Here is an 18,683-nt window from a genome sequence, read left to right on the forward strand (position 1 = left end):
CAACTGCCGGGGAGGCAGCGTGTTAACTTACTGATGCCTCAAACGATGCCCTTAAGTCACACAATAGTGGCATTTAGCCAGCGGTTCCTCAGAACTACTGCTGAATAGCTGCAATAATGCTACACTGCAAAATGTTCCCGTCTTGTTCCACAGTCGCATTGGAAGCCTTGGTATGACCTCATCGACCCCATTGCTCGACGCAATCAAATCGCCCGCAGACCTTCGCAAGCTGAAGGAAAGCGAACTGCCTCAAGTCGCTGCGGAACTCCGCGCGGAAACGATTAGCGCGGTTGCGGTCACTGGCGGTCATCTGGGCTCCGGTCTCGGTGTCGTTGAACTGACGGTTGCAATACATCATGTTTTTAATACGCCCTCCGACCGCGTCATTTGGGACGTCGGCCATCAGGCCTATCCGCACAAGATTCTGACCGAGCGGCGCGACCGGATTCGGACCCTGCGTCAGGTTGGCGGCCTGTCCGGCTTCACCAAGCGCGCAGAGAGCGAATACGATTGTTTCGGCGCCGCCCACTCGTCGACGTCCATTTCAGCAGGCCTCGGCATGGCCGTCGCGCGCGATCTTGCCGGTGAAGAGCGAAATATCGTCGCAGTGATCGGCGACGGCGCGATGTCCGCCGGCATGGCCTACGAGGCGATGAACAATGCCGGCGCGATGGATTCGCGCCTGATTGTTATTCTCAATGACAATGAGATGTCGATTGCGCCGCCGGTCGGTGCAATGTCGTCCTATCTGTCGCGCCTGACGTCCAGCAACACCTACCGCTCGCTGCGCGAAATCGGCAAGCAGGTTGCCAAGCGCCTTCCGAAATTCGTCGAGAAGGGCGCGCAGCGCGCCGAGGAGTATGCCCGCGGTATGCTCTCGGGTGGCACGCTGTTCGAGGAACTCGGCTTCTACTATGTCGGTCCGATCGACGGCCATAACCTCGATCATCTTCTGCCGGTTCTGAAGAACGTACGCGATTCGAAGGTCGGCCCGACGCTGATCCACGTCGTGACCGAAAAGGGCAAGGGTTACTCCCACGCCGAGACCGCTTCGGACAAATATCACGGCGTCGTCAAATTCGACGTGGCCACCGGCAAGCAGGCGAAGGCCCAGGCCAACGCCCCCGCCTACACCAAGGTGTTCGGCACCAGCCTCGTCAAGGAGGCCGAAAGGGACGACAAGATCGTCGCCATCACCGCTGCGATGCCATCCGGCACCGGCGTCGATATCTTCAGCAAGGCCTTCCCTGAGCGCACGTTCGACGTCGGTATCGCCGAGCAGCATGGCGTGACCTTCGCCGCCGGTCTTGCGTCCGAAGGCATGAAACCGTTCGTCGCGATCTACTCGACCTTCCTGCAGCGTGCTTACGACCAGGTGGTGCACGACGTCGCCATTCAGGGCCTGCCGGTCCGCTTCATCATCGACCGCGCCGGTCTCGTCGGCGCCGACGGACCGACCCATGCGGGTTCGTTCGATCTGGCCTATCTCGGCTGCCTGCCGGGTATGGTGCTGATGGCCGCGGCCGATGAGGCCGAACTGGTGCACATGGTCGCCACCGCCGCCGCGATCGACGACCGCCCCTCCGCCATCCGCTTCCCGCGCGGTGACGGTGTCGGTGTGGACCTGCCGTCGGTCGGCGTTCCGCTGGAGATCGGCAAGGGCCGGATCATCCGCGAGGGCACCTCGGTAGCGCTGGTATCGCTCGGAACCCGCCTTCAGGAGTGCCTGAAAGCTGCAGATATTCTAAAAACCCATGGCTTAACGGCGACCGTTGCCGATGCCAGATTTGCCAAGCCGATCGACACGGACATGATCCTGCGTCTGGCGCGGGATCACGATGTGCTCGTCACCGTCGAGGAAGGCTCGATCGGCGGCTTTGGCGCGCAGGTCCTGCATACGCTTGCAGAGAACGGCGCCCTGGACAAAGGACTGAGGGTTCGCTCGATGGTTCTCCCGGATACGTTTATCGATCAGGACAGCCCTGCCGCGATGTATGCAAAGGCCGGTCTCGACGCCAAGGGCATCGTGACGCGCGTCTTCGAGGCGCTTGGCCGCGAAGGCGAGATCAGCGCGGTGCAGCTTGCTTAATCACGTGCCCCAAAAAGCCGAGATGAAAATCCTGCTGGCTCAGCCCCGCGGGTTTTGCGCTGGCGTTGTACGCGCGATCGAGATCGTCGAACGCGCGCTCGAGAAGTACGGGCCGCCGGTCTACGTCCGCCACGAGATCGTGCACAACAAGTACGTGGTCGAAAGCCTGAAAGCCAAGGGCGCAGTGTTCGTCGAGGATCTCCACGAGGTCCCGGCCAACGCGATCACGGTGTTCAGCGCCCATGGCGTCGCCAAGAGCGTCGAGGAAGAAGCCGCATCGCGCAGTCTTCCGGTCCTCAACGCCACCTGCCCGCTGGTCACGAAAGTTCACAATCAAGGCAAGCGCTACGTCTCCAAGGGACGCAAGCTGGTCCTGATCGGCCACGAAGGCCACCCTGAAGTCGTCGGCACCATGGGTCAGGTTCCCGGCCCTGTGATCCTCGTCCAGAGCGTCGAGGACGTCGCGGCGCTCGACCTGCCGAGCGACGAGCCAATGGCCTACATCACCCAGACCACGCTCAGCGTCGACGACACCCGCGATATCATCGCGGCCCTTGAGGACCGCTTCAGCGACCTCGAAGGCCCGGATACCCGCGATATCTGCTATGCGACACAAAACCGCCAGTCTTCGGTGCGAGACCTCAGCAAGCTCGTCGACGTCATTTTGGTGGTCGGCGCAACCAACAGTTCCAACTCCAACCGCCTCCGCGAAATCGGGACCGAAGTTGGCGTCCCGAGTTACCTCATCGCCGACGGCAGCCAGCTCAATCCAGAATGGTTGAAGGACGCGAAAACCGTCGGCATCACCGCGGGCGCCTCGGCGCCGGAGGTGCTGGTAGACGATGTGATTGACGCCCTGCGGAGAATCGGACCGGTGACAGTGTCCGTGCTGCCGGGCCGGGAGGAAAATATCGAATTCAGACTGCCGGCCGAGCTGGTCCAACGCCAGCCGCGGCTCTCTCCCGTGATGCAAGAAAGATAAACATTCATGGCGATACCTTTTTTCAAAGAGATCAAGATCGGCTCGTACCTTGTTAAGCAGAAGCTGCTTGGCCGTAAGCGTTATCCTCTGGTGCTGATGCTGGAGCCGTTGTTTCGCTGCAACCTCGCCTGCGTCGGTTGCGGCAAGATCGATTATCCCGATGCAATCCTCAATCGCCGCATGTCGGCGCAGGAGTGCTGGGACGCCGCCGACGAATGCGGCGCACCGATGGTTGCGATCCCCGGCGGCGAGCCGCTGATCCACAAGGAGATCGGCGAAATCGTGCGCGGCCTGGTCGAGCGCAAGAAGTTCGTCTCGCTCTGCACCAACGCGCTGCTGCTCGAGAAGAAGCTCGATCTGTTCGAGCCCTCGCCTTACCTGTTCTTCTCGGTGCATCTCGACGGCCTGAAGGATCATCACGACAAGGCCGTGTCGCAGAAGGGCGTGTTCGATCGCGCCGTGTCCGCGATCAAGGCTGCCAAGGCCCGCGGCTTCACCGTCAACGTCAACGCGACCATCTTCGACGGCCATCCGGCCGAGGAGATCGCCAAGTTCCTCGACTTCACGACCGAGCTTGGAGTCGGCGTCTCGATGTCGCCGGGCTACGCCTATGAGCGCGCGCCGGATCAGGAGCACTTCCTGAACCGCACCAAGACCAAGAATCTGTTCCGCGACGTCTTCGCGCTCGGCAAGGGCAAGAAGTGGAATTTCATGCACTCCGGCCTGTTCCTCGACTTCCTCGCCGGCAACCAGAACTTCGAGTGCGAGCCGTGGGGCATGCCTGCCCGCAACATCTTCGGCTGGCAGAAGCCCTGCTATCTGCTCGGTGAAGGCTACACCAAGACCTTCAAGGAGCTGATGGAAACCACCGATTGGGATACCTACGGCACCGGCAAGTATGAGAAGTGCGCCGACTGTATGGCCCATTGCGGCTACGAGCCGACGGCTGCCAATGCTGCGGTGAGCAATCCGTTCAAGGCGCTGAAAGTCGCGATGTTCGGCATCAAGACCGAAGGTCCGATGGCGCCCGAGATCGATCTCTCCAAGCAGCGTCCGGCACAGTACGTGTTCTCGTCGGAAGTGCAGAAGCGCCTGTCGGAAATCCGTACCGACGAAGCAAAGGCGGCGGAAGCCAAGGCAGCGAAGCTCGCTGCGCAGACCGCAGCTCCGGCAACCAACGCATCGACCGCCGCCTGATTTCAGACCGCACTCATTCAAAAGGCGCGAGCTCGCGCCTTTTTTATTGTTGTTACCTTAGAGGTTAGTTGACTGGCGTCATTGCGAGGAGCGCTTGCGACGAAGCAATCCACCTTAACTCGGCCGTTGTTCGGTCTCGATTGCTTCGCTTCGCTCGCAATGACGAAGAAAGAGAGCCGCTAGCCCAACGCTTCTCGGCAGCCGCGCAGCGACTTGAGGGCGCGGCTGAAGTCGCGCCCCGTCGAAATCAGATGCGGGATCGACTTCGGGTTACGCGCGATCCCGCGCATTACCTTCCACATATCGACATTGCCGTTCGGCTTGATCGCGCTCATCGTCAGTTCCGGAAGCGCGCGGTGCGCAGGGTCGCTGATAACGCGCACCGCCGCAAACGGCAGGCCGTTGTGTTCAGCGTATCTCGCAGCGATATGGCTCTCCATGTCGACCGCATCGGCGCCGGTGGTGGCGCGCAGCGCGGCCTTGGCCACCTTACCCGTTACGACCTCTTCGACGCCCGCAAGGACGCCCGAAACGATCGAGCGGCGGCGCTTCGTCGGCAACGTGACGAGATTCTCTGTCAGAGACGCTTCTGTCGACCAGCGCGCGCTTGCGGTGACGATCCGGGATGCGACGACGACGTCACCTGACTTCAGCGACGGATTGAGGCCACCTGCCACGCCAAAGCTCACGATGCCGCGAATGCTCGCCGGGTCGAACGACGTCATCATTTCGCGTAGCTGAACTGGATTGCTGGAACTGCAGATGACGGTGAGACCGGGCCCGGCAGCGATGCGGGCCTCCTGTTTCAAGCCAGTAACAATCAGGACCGGCAGCCCGTCGTGTGCGGCGTCCCCGCCCGCGCCTATAATCACATTCCTATCCCCACGAAGCGGCTGTTAGTATTACGCAGATTCCGGTACCGCGCCAGCGCCCACAGCGGGAAGAACTTGGAATACCCGTGGTATCGCAAATAGAACACACGTGGAAACCCGCCCCCGGTGTACTGGGGCTCGGTCCATAGCCCATCCCTGGTCTGATTTTGAATCAAATTGGCGATGCCACGCTGGGTCGCGGGATGATCCACCTTCCCGGCCGCCATCAGGGCCAGCGTCGCCCAAGCCGTTTGCGAGGCTGAGGTTTCCGACTTCACGTAGCCCTTGTAATCGAGCCGGTAGCTGTTGCCGTCCTCGCCCCAGCCGCCGTCGCTGTTCTGAATCGCGATCAGCCAGTCAGCGGCTTTGCGAATCACCGGATCGTCGTGATCGACGCCGGCTGCGTTCAGCGCACAGAGCACGGACCATGTCCCGTAAATGTAATTGACGCCCCAGCGGCCGAACCATGAGCCATCCGGCAATTGGGTGCGGCGAAGGTATTCGATGCCACGCGCCAACGCCTCGCTGGTCTTGGCCGTCTCGCCAAGCTGCGCCAGCATCGAGACGCAGCGCGCGGTGACGTCCTCAGTCGGTGGATCAAGCAGCGCGCCGTGATCCGAGAACGGAATGTTGTTCAGATAGTACTCGAGGTTGTCGGCATCGAACGCAGCCCAGCCGCCGTCCTTGCTTTGCAGGCCCAGCAGCCATTCGCGGCCGCGCGCGATCGCCTCGTCGTATTTGGCGCCTGCGCTTAGGGTACCGCGCGCACGATCCATCGCCATAACGACAACAGCGGTATCGTCGAGATCCGGATAATGCGCATTGTTGTACTGGAACGCCCAGCCGCCAGGCCGCACGCCTGGCCGCTTCTCGATCCAGTCACCCTCGATATCGAGAACCTGCTTGGGCTTGAGCCAGTCAAGCGCGGCCTTCGCCGACGCTTCAGCCTTCTCCCCGCCGACTTCGATCATGGCGTGTGCGGTCAGCGCGGTATCCCAGATCGGCGACACGCACGGCTGGCAGTAAGCTTCGCCGTCCTTGATGACGAGCAGATTCTCGACCGACTGCCGCGCCAGCACATAATGCGGATGATCCTTTGGATAGCCGAGCAGATCATACATCATGACGGTGTTGGCCATCGCCGGGAAGATCGCACCGAGACCGTCAACGCCATTCAGGCGCTCGGTGACGAACGCCACCGCCTTGTCGATAGCGCGCTGGCGCGGGGCTTTTGGAAACAGCGGATCGACAACGCGCAAGACCTTGTCGAGAAGATTGAAGCCCGTGAACCAGAGCTGGCTCTGGTGCGGCGCCTTCGCCGTCATGCCGATCGACTTCGGATCTTCGAGAAACAGTTCATCGATGCCGACGCCCAGCGGATTACGCGCGCGCGGCTTCTTGTTCATCAGCACCAGCAACGGCACGATGACAGTGCGCGCCCAGTACGAAATCTTGGTCAGATGGATCGGAAACCAGCGCGGCAGCAACATGATTTCAACAGGCATCATCGGCGCGGCACGCCATGTCACGACGCCGAACAGCGCCAGCATAATGCGGGTGAACACGTTGCTCTTGATCGCGCCGCCGCGTCGAAGCATCTCCTCGCGCGCTTTCTTCATATGCGGCGCATCGGGCGAGTCACCGATCATCTTGAGCGCGAAGTAGGCCTTCACGCTGGCGCTCATATCGAACTCGTGGCCGTAGAACAGCGACCAGCCGCCGTTCTCGTTCTGGATACGGCGAAGATAGTTCGCGATCTTGGCTTCCAGCACGGCATCCACAGGCTCGGCCAGATAGTGCCGCAGCAAGACGTACTCGGCCGGAATCGTTGCGTCGGCCTCCAGTTCGAACACCCAGTGTCCGTCAGGCATACGCGTATCCAGAATCGCGCGGCTGGCAGCTGCGATACTGCTTTCGAGGGCCGGCGCAGTTGGCGCAGCATCGGCCTTATGGTCGTCAAGGAGAGTCATGGAACTCCGTAAAATGCTGAATTTATTGCATTTTCAGGGCCATATCGGCAGCCTGATCACCTGAGCGGATAGCCCCCTCAATGGTCGCTGGGAGTCCCGTATCAGTCCAATCGCCCGCGAGGAACAGGTTTTTCCAATCGGTGGCAGTCCCTGGACGCATGGCATTTTGTTCCGGGGTTGCCTCAAATGTGGCACGGCGTTCGCGCACAATCTGCCATGGCGGCAGCGGCCCGTTCGCTACATCATCGCTAAGACCGGCGGCCTTGCAGATGTCGTGCCAGATGTCGCGCGCCAATTGTTCACGCGGCACATTCACCAGCCGGTCGGCATTACTGATGGTGATCGACAGCCGCTGCGGAAACGCGAACAGCCATTCGATCAGTCCACCGACCACGCCCATCATTGGCGGCATGTTGTCCGGCGGATCGTAGCGAAAATGCGCGTTGACGATCGCGCGGAATTTTGTCGGCGTCTTCAACCCGAGCAGGATGGATGATGCAGAGCGTGGCGGCACTGCGAGCACCACAACATCGCTCGGTGCCACCGTGATCGTGTCGTCGCCGAACTCCAGCGCCGAGATTGTCTCGCCTGCCATCAGCACCTGACGCAGCTCGTGGCCGAGGTTGACCGTGCCGCCCTTCTCGCGGATCAGCTTGAGCGCAGGATCGACCAGCACTGTGCTGAGCCCCTCGCGCGCGATCAGCGGACGGCAGGATTTGCCACCGGCGAGCAGCGTCTCGCGCACGATCGCGCCCGCGAGGCCCGCCGAGCCCTCCGGCGGATCGACATTGAGCGCCGCAAGCATCAGAGGTTGAACAAGGCGGTCATAGAGCTTGCCTTCGCACGTAATCGTCTTGCCGATCAGCGCGTCATTGCCTGCCCAGACCAGCGGAGCCAGCGCGAGATAATCTCCAACGCCGGTATCCGGCACGCGGCGATCCCTGGAAAACACCCATGTCGGCAAACGGCCATTGCCGAGATCGAGCTTCCATCGCTTGTCGTTCTTCAGGTCGACGAAATCGAACTGCGCGCGTTCCGGCCCGACCAGGCCATCCTCGCTTCCGATCGACAGGGCATAGGAGCGTGCGTGCAGATTGCCCGACAGCAGCAGGTGGTTGCCGTTGTCGATGACCATGTCGGTCGCGCCGTCGTAATACGAGCGGCAGCGGCCACCGGCCTGCTGTGTCGCCTCGTGAACGTGGACTTCAAATCCTTCATTCGCGAGCCGAACACCCGCGGACAGGCCGGAAACTCCGGCGCCGATGATATGAGCTTTTGCCATCAGATGAATGCGTACCGAATGAGAATGAAAATCTTGGCTGCCTTGCTGAGCTTGACCGGCTTGCGCGGCAACGCGAAGCCACGCTCAACCAGCTTTTCGAGAATCGCGTGGTAGTATTCCGACATGATCTTCGGCGCGCGGACCACGCGTCGTGAATTGCGCGCCATGATGTCGTTCGACTTGGCAAAGTGATCCCGCGCCTGCTTCAGGATGCCTTCGCATACCCGTGGCAGCCGCGGATCTGATGCAACCACCAGCGGATCGTTCGACATGATTCCGGCGGCGTTGAGGTCTTCACGCGGCAGGTATAGCCGGCCGAGACCGGCGTCCTCGTCGATATCGCGCAGGATGTTGGTCAGTTGAAGCGCACGGCCGAGGTGATGCGCCAGCAGGATGCCGTCGTCCTCGCCGAGGCCGAATACCCGCACTGACAACCGTCCCACCGCGCTCGCGACCCGGTCGCAATAAAGATCGAGCGTCCGCGCATCCGGCGCGCGGATGTCGGCGGGCACGTCCATCTCCATGCCATCGATAATGGCGATGAAATCTTCGCGGCGCAGTCCGAACTGCTTCACCGACGACACGTAGTCGCGCAGATGCGGCGGCGGATTTCCGGCATAAAGCGCGTCGATATCGTGCCGCCACTGATCCAGCGCCTTCAGTCGCTCGGGGCGCGGACCGTCGGAATCGGCGATGTCATCGACCTGCCGGCAAAAGCTGTAGATCTGGAACATCGCCTCGCGCTGCTCGCGCGGCAGAATGCGCATCGCTGCATAGAACGAACTGCCGGAGGCCGAACCTTCGGGCGTGATTTTTGACGTGATATCAGCAGTGGTCATGATGCATCACGCGCCGGAAACGTGCCGAACCACAGGCGTCTGCCCGGTCGCGCGCTGGTACAAGGCGCGCGCCATTGCCGAGAGCGCAACGCCCAGCATCTGCTGCTTGGAAAGATGAACGCGCTCGCTCAACGGATCGCGGACCTTCAGCAGATTGACGATCCTGTCGGCGAAAGCATCGATCACGGCGATCTCCAGCCCGAGACGCGTATCCTTCACTTCGCCGGGAAGCGAGCGTCCCTTATTCAAAAGCGCTTCCGTCCGGCGCGCCAGATCTTGCAGGCATTTCAGCAAGGCGGGCGGCGCGTGCCCCTCGCCCAGCATCTCCACCGTCGCACCTGCAGCGGCAAGCGCATCGCGTGGAATATAAACGCGGTCGAGGTCGAGGTAGTCCTTGCCGCAATCCTGCAGATGGTTGTTGATCTGCAAGGCGGCGCAGATTGCGTCGGACGCCGCCCACGTCGAGCGATCCTCGCCGTGGACATCCAGCATGAAGCGGCCGACCGGCATCGCCGAGAGCGAGCAGTAGTGAATCAGCTCGTCCCAGTTTTCGTAACGCAGCTTGGTGACATCGAGACGAAACGCATTCAGCAGATCCTGCGCATGCTTCGGCGACATCCCGCGTTCGGCAAATGCAGCCCGCAGCGCCACAGCTTCAGGCTGGCTGTCGCCCTTGCCCAGCAGTTCAGCCTCCAGCAAGTCGAGCTTGTCCAGCTTGTCCTGCGGCGCCAGCGATGCATGATCGGCAACGTCGTCACCGGTACGCACGAAGTTATAGAACGCAAGAATCAACGCGCGATGACGCGGATGAATGATCCACGATGCGACCGGAAAGTTCTCGTCCTTATGGCCTTTGCCTGAACGCAATTCGCCTGCTGTTGTCATTACGAACCGGATACCTGTGCTTGGGCGCGGCCTTTCCACATTCCGCCACGTCCCTGAAAATGCTGGACCGCGGAATTGACCGTGAAAACCATGTAAGCGATTGCGATTACGGGGAGCGCGGGCCCCCAAAGCGCGGATTGCCCATAATATCGCAGGGTGGGCTGGAACGCGAGCGCCATCAGCACCCATGCCGCCGCTGCAAACATCGCAGCAAAACCGTGGCTGAACAGTGCGATCAGGACAGGCGCCAGAAACACGAGACACATGGCAAGAATGGTTCCGATCAGGATCACCACTGAGTATCGCAGTTGCGCATAGGCCGACCGGGAAATCATCTGCCCGACACTGGCGATGGTATCCGATGCGCGAACGCTTTTGACGTCCTGCGAAAAACCAAGCCATACAGGCCCCTGCGTCTTCAGCCTCGCGCCGAGAGCACAGTCATCGATCAGAGATCCACGGATCGCATCGATACCGCCGGCATTTTTCAACGCATCCCAGCGGGCAAGAATGCAGCCGCCAGCCGCAGCCGCGGTCGAGCGCGCGGGATTGCGAACCCAGCCGAACGGGTAAAGCATTCCGAAGAAGAAGATGAACGCGGGGATCAGGTATTTTTCCGCAAAGCTCTCGCAACGGAGCTTCGCCATCACAGACGTCATCGCGAATTTGTCATTCTGCGCGCGCGCCACCAGCCGCATCAGCACATCGCCGGTATAGACGATGTCCGCATCGGTCAGCAGGACGTAATCCGGAGGCGACGATCGTCCCTCGACCGTTGTGAGGCCCTGCTTCACCGCCCACAGCTTGCCGGTCCAGCCTGACGGCAACGGACGCCCCTGCAACACCGTGAGACGATCCGAGGCCCCAATCGCAGCGGCGGCCTCGCTCGCAATTTGCGAGGTACCGTCCTGGCTTTGATCGTCAACCAGGATCATCGATAACACGCCGGGATAACGTTGGCTCAGAATCGAAGTCACGCAAGCGCCGACACCCGCAGCCTCGTCCCGCGCCGGCACGACGACGGCAATCGATGGCCAGTTCATGAAGCCGGGAGCAGGCGCGAGGTCATCGAATTTCTGCGTTCGCCAGAAGTCGCCCCGGGCCGCGATCAGATAGATCCAGATCGCGAGAGCGAGTACGGCGACGACCAATGAGATTTGAGCAAACAATTCAGGCTCACGAGCAGGGTTGAACGGCGATGGCACAGGCCTCCGCTGCAGTCGATTAGCAGGTTCGCGCCTCCTAGCACAATCCTCCGCTGTGGGGAAATATACCTGTTATTTCAGTATTTTATGGCCACGCTCCAGAGGCGCGCTGGGCACCTAGCGGGCGGCTTCGCCGTATCAGGGCCGATTCAGGGAACCGTCAGACGTTTTGGCCAGCCGCGAAACCCGACGACCACGCCCACTGGAAATTAAAGCCGCCGAGGTGGCCTGTGACATCGATGACCTCGCCGACAAAGAACAATCCCGGCACGGACTTGGCTTCAAAGCTCTTGGACGACAATTCCGCCGTATCGACCCCACCCAGGGTGACCTCCGCCGTCCGGTAGCCTTCGGTGCCGCGCGGGGTCACCTGCCACTTGTTCACGAACATCGCGACCGCCTGCAATTGCCGGTCAGACAGATCCGCCATGCGCGAGGCCCGCCCGCCCGCCCCTGCGGTCATTTGCGCCAGCCGCCCTGGCAGCAATCGCGCAAGTCCCGTCGCCAATTCCTGACGCGGATGATCGCGCCGCATCTCTTTCAACGCCGCGAAGACGTCGATGCCGGGCGCCATATCGATCTGAATATCGTCGCCGTCACGCCAATAGGATGAAATTTGCAGAATTGCCGGACCGCTCAATCCGCGATGGGTGAACAGCATCGCCTCGTCGAACTGCGTCCCGTCGCATTTCACCACCGCTTCGACGGAAACTCCGGCAAGGTCTTTTGATCGCGCCAGCAAAGCCTCATCGAATGTCAGCGGGACAAGTCCTGCCCGTGGGGGCACGATCTTGAGACCGAACTGTTCGGCGACTTTGTAGCCGAAGCCGCTCGATCCCATCTTGGGAATGGACGGGCCGCCGGTGGCGACGACCAGCGAGCGCCCGCGCATTTCTCCGCGATCCGTGACAACGGTGAAGCCGTCCTCGCCCCTCGCGATCGATGAGATTTTCGTACCCGGATGCAGCGTTACGCCGGCCGCTCCGCATTCATCGAGCAGCATGTCGATGATGTGCTGCGACGAGCCGTTGCAGAACAGCTGCCCGCGTGTCTTCTCGTGATAAGCGATGCGATGTTTCTCGACCTGCGCGATGAAGTCGTGCTGGGTATACCCGCTCAGCGCCGACTTGCAGAAATGCGGATTACGGGACAGGAAATTCGCAGGTGTGGTGTGCAGGTTGGTGAAATTGCAGCGCCCGCCGCCGGAAATGCGGATCTTCTCGGCCGGACGCTTCGCCTGCTCGATCACTGCCACGCGCCGGCCGCGCCTACCGGCAACACCGGCGCACATCAAACCTGCCGCCCCTCCTCCGAGGATGACGACGTCGTAAACCAGCGGATGCTTCATAGGCGCTCAGGCGATAGCGCGATCGGCGTGACCATGATCACGCCGCGTTATTCAGCAGCGACAGGCAAATCCCGCAATCTGGTCGAATAATACGATGCATTCTGCTGCCCGCTTGATGCGTCCCGGGCGAACACTATCAGATGGTGGGCGACCAGACCAACGCTGATGACGCGCTCGATATCGCCGGATTTCAGGCGCGGCCACGCAAATTTCCAGAACTCGCGGCGATAGTCACTCTTCACGCCGACATGCCAGATAATCTTTGAGAGCATCGTCATGCCGCGCTTGATGTTGCGCCATGACAAACGCTGCTTGCTGTTCGGCGGCTGCAGCCGGTTCGGGTAGGTCTCGCGGACCTGATGCTCGAATCGCGCGAACAGTTTCTCGGGCGTGTAGGCCCGGCCCATGCATTCGCGCCATGTGGAAACGACGTGATCGTAGGGCAAGAAGAAATCCACGTTGGAGTCCCGATTGTCGTCCTCAATCAGCCGCCCCTCGCGCTTCAACCGGTCGTACAACGGCGTGCGCGGCAACGCCTGCAGCAGATTGATCGTCAGCAGCGGAATCTGGGACTGGTCGATGAATTCGAGAATACCCTCGCCGGCATCGAGTTTGTCAGTGTCCAACCCAAGAATAATGCCGGACACGACTTCCAGCCCGTAACTGTTCAGCGTTTGCACGCCCTCCAGAATCGGCACCATCATGTTGTGCTGCTTCGACATCGCTTTCAGCGCGTCGGGATCCGGGGTCTCGATACCGGCAAACAAGGTCGTGAAGTAAGCATCGCGCATCAGCGACAGGATTTCCGGGCGCTTGGCAATATTCAGCGTCGCTTCACAGGCGAACTGGATCGAATATCCGTTGCGCTTCTGCCATTCGACAAGATGCGGCAGCAGATCCAGCGCCGCTTTCCGGTTGCCGATGAAATTGTCGTCAACGAAATACACCGCACCGGCGAGGCCGCACTCCAGCATCTTGTCGAGTTCGGCGATCACCTGCTCCGGCGATTTGAGACGCGGGTTGCGGCCGTAGAGCGCAGGGATGTCGCAGAACTCGCATTGATAAGGGCAGCCCGACGAAAACTGGATGCTGCCGATGAAATAGCGGTTGAGCGGCAAAAGCTCATAGGCCGGAAGCGGAAAGTCCGACATCTCGCGCCGTTCCTGCGTGGTCAGGATGACCTGCCTATCCGGTCGCGACGTATCGCGCCCCAGACGCCGGAACAGCTCACACGTCGCGTCCCCAAGCTCGCCGACGTGCAGATAGTCGAACTCAGGATAGTATTCCGGACAGGCGCTGACCGACGGCCCGCCGAGCGCCACGGCGAGGTGGTGTTCATGGGCCCGCCGGCAGATATCATTGATCTGCGGCCGCTGGATATGCATCCCGCTGACGAACACCGCGTCGGCCCAGATGAAGTCATCATCGGTCGCCGCCTTGATGTTCTCGTCGATAAAACGGACCTCCCAGCCCGCCGGTAGCGAGGCCGCGATCAGCAGCAGCCCCTGGGGAGGCATGAAAGCCTGAACGCCGTCGGTCAGGGGATATGCGTACTCGAAAGTGCCAAATGAGGGGGAATATCGGGGAAAAACACAAAGGATACGACGAATGGAAGGACTTACCACGTCTCTCATCAGGCCCCCTGCTCTCAAGATGTGCAGTTGCGCTAAGATTCAGGTGAGATTAGGGCGCTTCCAAGGAGGTAGCCCCGCGCTCAACGCAACCTTATTCGGATAAGCGAGCTGCGGACCATTCCGGGAACAACGCCCGCCCGCTCGGCAGCCCTGGTTCCGCCCGGCTCCAATCCTGGATCAAAGGCTGCTATCGTCGCAATACAAAAGACGCAAGCCTGCGGAGGACCGCCCATGACACAAACCAACCGCCAGATCCTGCTGGTCGAAAAACCCACCGGCAAGCTGTTACCTCAGAATTTCAAGATGGCGGAAGCCGCCATTCCAGAGCCCAAGGACGGCGAGGTCTTGCTGCGGGTGCTTTACATCTCGCTCGATGCTGCCAACCGCGCATGGATGCAGGGCGCGACCTACCGCGCCGCCGTCGAGGCCAATACGGTAATGGCGGGCGGCGCGATCGCCGAAGTGGTGAAATCCAACGCGCCCGGCTTCGCGCCCGGCGATCTGGTGTTCGGCGATACCGGCTGGCAGGACTACGCCGCCGTCCGCGCAAAGCATCTGGTCAAAGTGCCGCGCATCGATCCGATCACCAATCTGTTGAGCGTCTATGGTGTGGCAGGTCTCACGGCCTATTTCGGTCTGCTCAATGTCGGCAAGCCGAAGGCCGGCGAAACCGTCGTGGTGTCTGCGGCGGCAGGATCGGTCGGCTCCTTCGTCGGCCAGATCGCCAAGATCAAGGGCTGCCGCGTCGTTGGCATCGCGGGCGGCAAGGAGAAGTGCAACTGGCTGGTTTCGGAGCTCGGCTTCGACGCCGCGGTCGATTACAAGTCCGAGCCCGTGTTCAAGGCCTTGAAGGCCGCCGCGCCGAGCGGCATCGACGTCTATTTCGACAATGTCGGCGGCGATATCTTTGAGGCCTGCCTGCCCCAGATGAACCAGCACGGCCGCATTTCCTGCTGCGGAGCAGTTTCGGCATATGACGGCACACCGCCGGCCCATGGCCCCAGGGGCGTCCCGGGTCTGATCGTCGTCAAGCGCCTGATCGTGCAGGGCTTCATCTTTACCGACTTCAACGACCAGCGCGAGGCCGCTATGGCCGATCTCCAGTCGTGGGTGAAGGCGGGCAAGATCAAGGTACAGGAAGACATTATCAGTGGCCTTGAGAATACCCCGAAGGCGCTGATCGGACTTCTTGCTGGCGAAAATCGCGGCAAGCGAATGGTGAAGGTGTAACCAACACCTTCTCGGAAGTTTCATTCCCTACAAAATGGATGTGCCGCCACTTCATAAACGCATAGCGTGAATGAGGTAGGTGGCACATGCCTTGCTGTGTTTCTCCAACAACATGGAGAGACCGGGATGAGCGCCACGACCGATTCAAAGACAAGTAACGCACGTTGGGTTCAACTGTTGCTGGGCGTCATCGCCATGATGGCGATCTCCAGCCCGCAATATGTCTGGACGCTGTTCGTCAAATCCTTTCAATCCACCACGGGCGCAACGCTTCCCGCAATCCAGATCACCTTCTCGCTTCTTATCGTCCTGCAAACGTGGCTATCGCCCGCACAGGGCTGGCTGATCGACCGCTTCGGGCCAAGGCTTCTGATCGCCGTGGGCACCGTTCTGAGCGGACTGGGCTGGGTGCTTTCGGCTTACGCAACTTCCCTGACCGCGCTTTATGCAACCTATGGCTTGTTTTGCGGCATTGGCACCGGCATCGTGTACATCGGCATTGTCGGCCTGATGGTGCGCTGGTTCCCCGACCGGCGCGGCTTCGCGACGGGGATGGTTGCTGCCGGATATGGCTTCGGTGCCATCCTGACCACCTTCCCCATTGATGCCATGCTGAAGAGCTCGACCTATCAGGCGACGCTGATCACCTTCGGCATCATTCTCGGAGCCGTCGGCTTCCTCGCCGCGCTCGGTTTGCGCAATCCTAAACCCGGCGAAACCGCGGCTGCGGCAACCTCGATCAAGGTCGCAACCACGGCCGTTGACTACGCACCGAAGCAAATGCTGAGGACGCCGATCTTCTGGCTGATGTTCGTTATGATGACGATGATGTCCACCGGCGGGCTGATGGTGATTTCGCAATTTGCGAACTTCACAAAAGACTTCGGCGTCGCCAATGTCATGGTCTGGGGCTTTGCCGCGCTGCCGCTCGCGCTCACCATCGATCGCATCACCAACGGCCTGACACGGCCGTTCTTTGGCTGGGTCTCCGACCGGATCGGCCGCGAGAACACGATGGGCCTTGCATTCATCTTCGAGGGCGTAGCCATCGCGTTGATGGTTGCCTTCCGCGACAACACACTCGCGTTTGTTCTGTTATCGGGCGTCGTGTTCTTCGGATGGGGCGAGATCTTCTCGCTGTTTCCATCGACGCTCACCGACACCTTCGGCACCAAGAATGCGACCACCAACTATGGCTTCCTCTATATGGCGCAAGGCGTCGGCTCCGTGCTCGGCGGTCCTGTCGCGGCGATGATCCGCGAATCCACGGGAAGCTGGATGCCGGTCTTCAGCCTGATCATTGTCATGGACGTCCTGACCGGCCTGCTGGCGCTGTTTGTGCTGAAGCCTTGGCGCGCGCAGTGGTTCGGCCTTGCCGTCGGCGGTACTCCCGTGGCGGCGCCAGCCGAATAGCGGCTCCTCCCGTGCAAATGCCCGGTGAAAACCGGGCATTTTGCATTTTGCAAAAAGTGAAGTTTTCACTTACATAGGGGCATCGCGTCCATTGTCGGCGCATCAACGCTAGAACATGGATACGATCGATGCTGAATACGCCCCGCTCCCGCCGCGGCATGGTGACCTCGCCCCATCATCTCGCCAGCGAAGCCGGACTCCGGGTGCTGCGCGAGGGCGGCAATGCCATCGAGGCAACGCTGGCCATGGCCGCGAGCCTGCCGGTGGTCTATCCGCACATGAACTCGATCGGCGGTGACGGCTTCTGGCTGATTTCGAAAGACGGCAAACCTCCAATCGCAGTGGATGGCTGCGGCGCGGCTGCGGCGGCGGCAACACCCGAATTCTATAAAGGCAAAGGCCTTTCCGCGATTCCGCCGCGCGGTCCTCTCGCCGCCAATACCGTCGCCGGCACGCTGTCCGGCTGGGCCGAGGTGATCGCGATCAACCAGGAAATGGGCGGCAAGCTTCCGCTGTCGCGTCTGGTGGAAGATGCGGTGTGGTCGGCTGAAAACGGCTTTGCGGTGACTGCAACCCAGCAGGAATTGACCGAGACGAAATTCGCCGAATTGAAGGACTCGCCGGGCTTCGTCGATACCTTTCTGCTCGGCGGCAAGCTGCCGAAGGAAGGTCAGTTGATGAAGCTGCCGGCGCTTGGCGCGACGCTGAAGCGGCTCGGCCACCATGGACCGATGGATTTCTACACAGGCGCACTCGCCAAGGAAATCGCGGCGGATCTCGCGCGCTGCGGATCGCCGGTGACACTCGCCGATCTTGCCGCGCAGAAGGCGCAGCGCCGCGATGCGCTGTCTGTCGCCGTCAAGGGTGCGACCCTGTACAATTTCCCGCCGCCGACGCAGGGCCTCGCCTCGCTGATGATCCTCGCGATCTTCGAGCGGCTCGGCATCAAGGAGGCGGAGACCTTCGAATACCTTCATGGCATCGTCGAAGCCACCAAGCAGGCATTCTTGGTCCGCGACCGCATCGTCGGCGATCCCGCATTTATGGCGGAGCAAGCCGAACACTATCTGACGCCTGAGATTCTTGACGAACTCGCCTCGCGCGTCGCTCATCACCGCGCGCTGCCGTGGCCGGTGCCGACCAATCCTGGCGACACCGTCTGGCTGGGCGCGATCGACAGCAACGGCGTCGCCGTTTCCTTCATCCAGAGCATCTATTTCGAATTCGGCTCCGGCTGCGTGCTGGAGAACTCCGGCATCGTCTGGCAGAACCGCGGCTCGAGCTTCCTGCTGGAGGGCGATGGTCCCCGCGCGCTGCGCCCCGGCCGCAAGCCGTTCCATACCCTCAATCCGGCAATGGCGCTGTTCAACGACGGCCGCCGCATGGTCTATGGCAACATGGGCGGCGAAGGCCAGCCGCAGAGCCAGTCCGCCGTGTTCAGCCGTTACGCCATGTACGGCCAAGGCTTACAGGCGGCCGTCACCGCGCCGCGCTGGCTGCTCGGCAAAACATGGGGCGATGCCACCGTGACGCTGAAGCTGGAGAACCGTTTCGATCCGGCGGTGGTTCAGGCGATGCGGGACGTCGGCCACGACATCGAAATCCTGCCGGACTTCACCTCGACCATGGGTCATGCCGGTGCAGTGGTACGACATGCCGACGGCATGTTCGAGGGCGCGACCGACCCGCGCAGCGACGGCGCCGCGATGGGATTTTAGGAACCGAACAGAGTCTTTA

The 18,683-nt window shown here is 61.2% G+C and carries 14 protein-coding genes; 6 read left to right on the forward strand and 8 right to left on the reverse strand.

Annotated features, from left to right (window positions below):
* Positions 1–172 precede the first annotated feature (172 nt).
* Genes dxs through hpnH form a run of 3 tightly spaced genes read left to right on the forward strand, consistent with a single transcriptional unit; the run spans position 173 to position 4,268 of the window.
* Positions 173–2,089: a 1-deoxy-D-xylulose-5-phosphate synthase gene (gene dxs, locus BN32_RS09480; protein ID WP_019197934.1), complete on the forward strand. Its 1,917-nt coding sequence runs from the start codon at positions 173–175 to the stop codon at positions 2,087–2,089.
* Between the two features lie 22 nt (positions 2,090–2,111).
* Positions 2,112–3,071: a 4-hydroxy-3-methylbut-2-enyl diphosphate reductase gene (ispH, locus tag BN32_RS09485; RefSeq protein WP_040426204.1), complete on the forward strand. Its 960-nt coding sequence runs from the start codon at positions 2,112–2,114 to the stop codon at positions 3,069–3,071.
* A gap of 6 nt (positions 3,072–3,077) precedes the next feature.
* Entirely contained in the window at positions 3,078–4,268 is a 1,191-nt protein-coding gene (gene hpnH, locus BN32_RS09490; protein WP_019197936.1) for an adenosyl-hopene transferase HpnH, read from the forward strand.
* 179 nt (positions 4,269–4,447) lie between these two features.
* Here hpnH and BN32_RS09495 read toward each other — a convergent pair whose 3' ends face one another.
* From BN32_RS09495 to BN32_RS09530, 8 genes are all read right to left on the reverse strand, one after another.
* Entirely contained in the window at positions 4,448–5,140 is a 693-nt protein-coding gene (locus BN32_RS09495; protein WP_019197937.1) for a phosphorylase, read from the reverse strand.
* The gene (gene shc, locus BN32_RS09500) at positions 5,137–7,110 is read right to left on the reverse strand and encodes a squalene--hopene cyclase (protein ID WP_019197938.1); all 1,974 of its coding nucleotides are present in this window, start codon (positions 7,108–7,110) and stop codon (positions 5,137–5,139) included. The genes BN32_RS09495 and shc overlap by 4 nt, the downstream gene beginning before the upstream one ends.
* Positions 7,111–7,132: 22 nt before the next feature.
* On the reverse strand, positions 7,133–8,392 hold the full coding sequence (gene hpnE / locus BN32_RS09505) for a hydroxysqualene dehydroxylase HpnE (RefSeq protein ID WP_019197939.1): 1,260 nt from the start codon (positions 8,390–8,392) through the stop codon (positions 7,133–7,135).
* Complete coding sequence (hpnD, locus tag BN32_RS09510) at positions 8,392–9,231, reverse strand: presqualene diphosphate synthase HpnD (protein ID WP_019197940.1); 840 nt, start codon at positions 9,229–9,231, stop codon at positions 8,392–8,394. Before hpnD ends, hpnE begins: the two co-directional genes overlap by 1 nt.
* A gap of 6 nt (positions 9,232–9,237) precedes the next feature.
* Positions 9,238–10,116, reverse strand: a complete 879-nt coding sequence (gene hpnC / locus BN32_RS09515; RefSeq protein ID WP_019197941.1) for a squalene synthase HpnC — start codon at positions 10,114–10,116, stop codon at positions 9,238–9,240.
* Positions 10,116–11,285, reverse strand: coding sequence for a glycosyltransferase (locus BN32_RS09520; RefSeq protein WP_040425609.1), 1,170 nt, complete (start codon positions 11,283–11,285; stop codon positions 10,116–10,118). The genes hpnC and BN32_RS09520 overlap by 1 nt, the downstream gene beginning before the upstream one ends.
* 196 nt (positions 11,286–11,481) lie before the next feature.
* Positions 11,482–12,669: a BaiN/RdsA family NAD(P)/FAD-dependent oxidoreductase gene (locus BN32_RS09525; RefSeq protein ID WP_019197943.1), complete on the reverse strand. Its 1,188-nt coding sequence runs from the start codon at positions 12,667–12,669 to the stop codon at positions 11,482–11,484.
* 47 nt (positions 12,670–12,716) lie between these two features.
* Positions 12,717–14,303: a B12-binding domain-containing radical SAM protein gene (locus BN32_RS09530; protein ID WP_040425610.1), complete on the reverse strand. Its 1,587-nt coding sequence runs from the start codon at positions 14,301–14,303 to the stop codon at positions 12,717–12,719.
* A 231-nt stretch (positions 14,304–14,534) separates the two neighbouring features.
* On the opposite strand from BN32_RS09530, the gene BN32_RS09535 reads away from it, so the two are divergent.
* The 3 genes from BN32_RS09535 to BN32_RS09545 all read left to right on the forward strand — a co-directional run bounded on the left by BN32_RS09535 (position 14,535) and on the right by BN32_RS09545 (position 18,664).
* On the forward strand, positions 14,535–15,533 hold the full coding sequence (locus BN32_RS09535) for an NADP-dependent oxidoreductase (protein ID WP_019197945.1): 999 nt from the start codon (positions 14,535–14,537) through the stop codon (positions 15,531–15,533).
* Between the two features lie 126 nt (positions 15,534–15,659).
* A complete protein-coding gene (gene oxlT / locus BN32_RS09540) occupies positions 15,660–16,946 on the forward strand; it encodes an oxalate/formate MFS antiporter (protein ID WP_019197946.1) in 1,287 nt (428 codons plus the stop codon).
* A 128-nt stretch (positions 16,947–17,074) separates the two neighbouring features.
* On the forward strand, positions 17,075–18,664 hold the full coding sequence (locus tag BN32_RS09545; RefSeq protein ID WP_040425611.1) for a gamma-glutamyltransferase family protein: 1,590 nt from the start codon (positions 17,075–17,077) through the stop codon (positions 18,662–18,664).
* Positions 18,665–18,683 lie beyond the last annotated feature (19 nt).

Source organism: Afipia birgiae 34632, from assembly GCF_000308295.2.
GTDB classification, from domain to species: Bacteria; Pseudomonadota; Alphaproteobacteria; order Rhizobiales; family Xanthobacteraceae; genus Afipia; species Afipia birgiae.

Coding starts and splice junctions, on each gene's coding strand:
- hpnE (WP_019197939.1), bottom strand. CDS start 8,392: ATGGCAAAAGCTCATATCATCGGCGCCGGAGTTTCCGGCCTGTCCGCG.
- BN32_RS09535 (WP_019197945.1), top strand. CDS start 14,535: ATGACACAAACCAACCGCCAGATCCTGCTGGTCGAAAAACCCACCGGC.
- hpnC (WP_019197941.1), bottom strand. CDS start 10,116: ATGACAACAGCAGGCGAATTGCGTTCAGGCAAAGGCCATAAGGACGAG.
- shc (WP_019197938.1), bottom strand. CDS start 7,110: ATGACTCTCCTTGACGACCATAAGGCCGATGCTGCGCCAACTGCGCCG.
- BN32_RS09530 (WP_040425610.1), bottom strand. CDS start 14,303: ATGAGAGACGTGGTAAGTCCTTCCATTCGTCGTATCCTTTGTGTTTTT.
- ispH (WP_040426204.1), top strand. CDS start 2,112: ATGAAAATCCTGCTGGCTCAGCCCCGCGGGTTTTGCGCTGGCGTTGTA.
- hpnD (WP_019197940.1), bottom strand. CDS start 9,231: ATGACCACTGCTGATATCACGTCAAAAATCACGCCCGAAGGTTCGGCC.
- oxlT (WP_019197946.1), top strand. CDS start 15,660: ATGAGCGCCACGACCGATTCAAAGACAAGTAACGCACGTTGGGTTCAA.
- hpnH (WP_019197936.1), top strand. CDS start 3,078: ATGGCGATACCTTTTTTCAAAGAGATCAAGATCGGCTCGTACCTTGTT.
- dxs (WP_019197934.1), top strand. CDS start 173: ATGACCTCATCGACCCCATTGCTCGACGCAATCAAATCGCCCGCAGAC.
- BN32_RS09545 (WP_040425611.1), top strand. CDS start 17,075: ATGCTGAATACGCCCCGCTCCCGCCGCGGCATGGTGACCTCGCCCCAT.
- BN32_RS09525 (WP_019197943.1), bottom strand. CDS start 12,669: ATGAAGCATCCGCTGGTTTACGACGTCGTCATCCTCGGAGGAGGGGCG.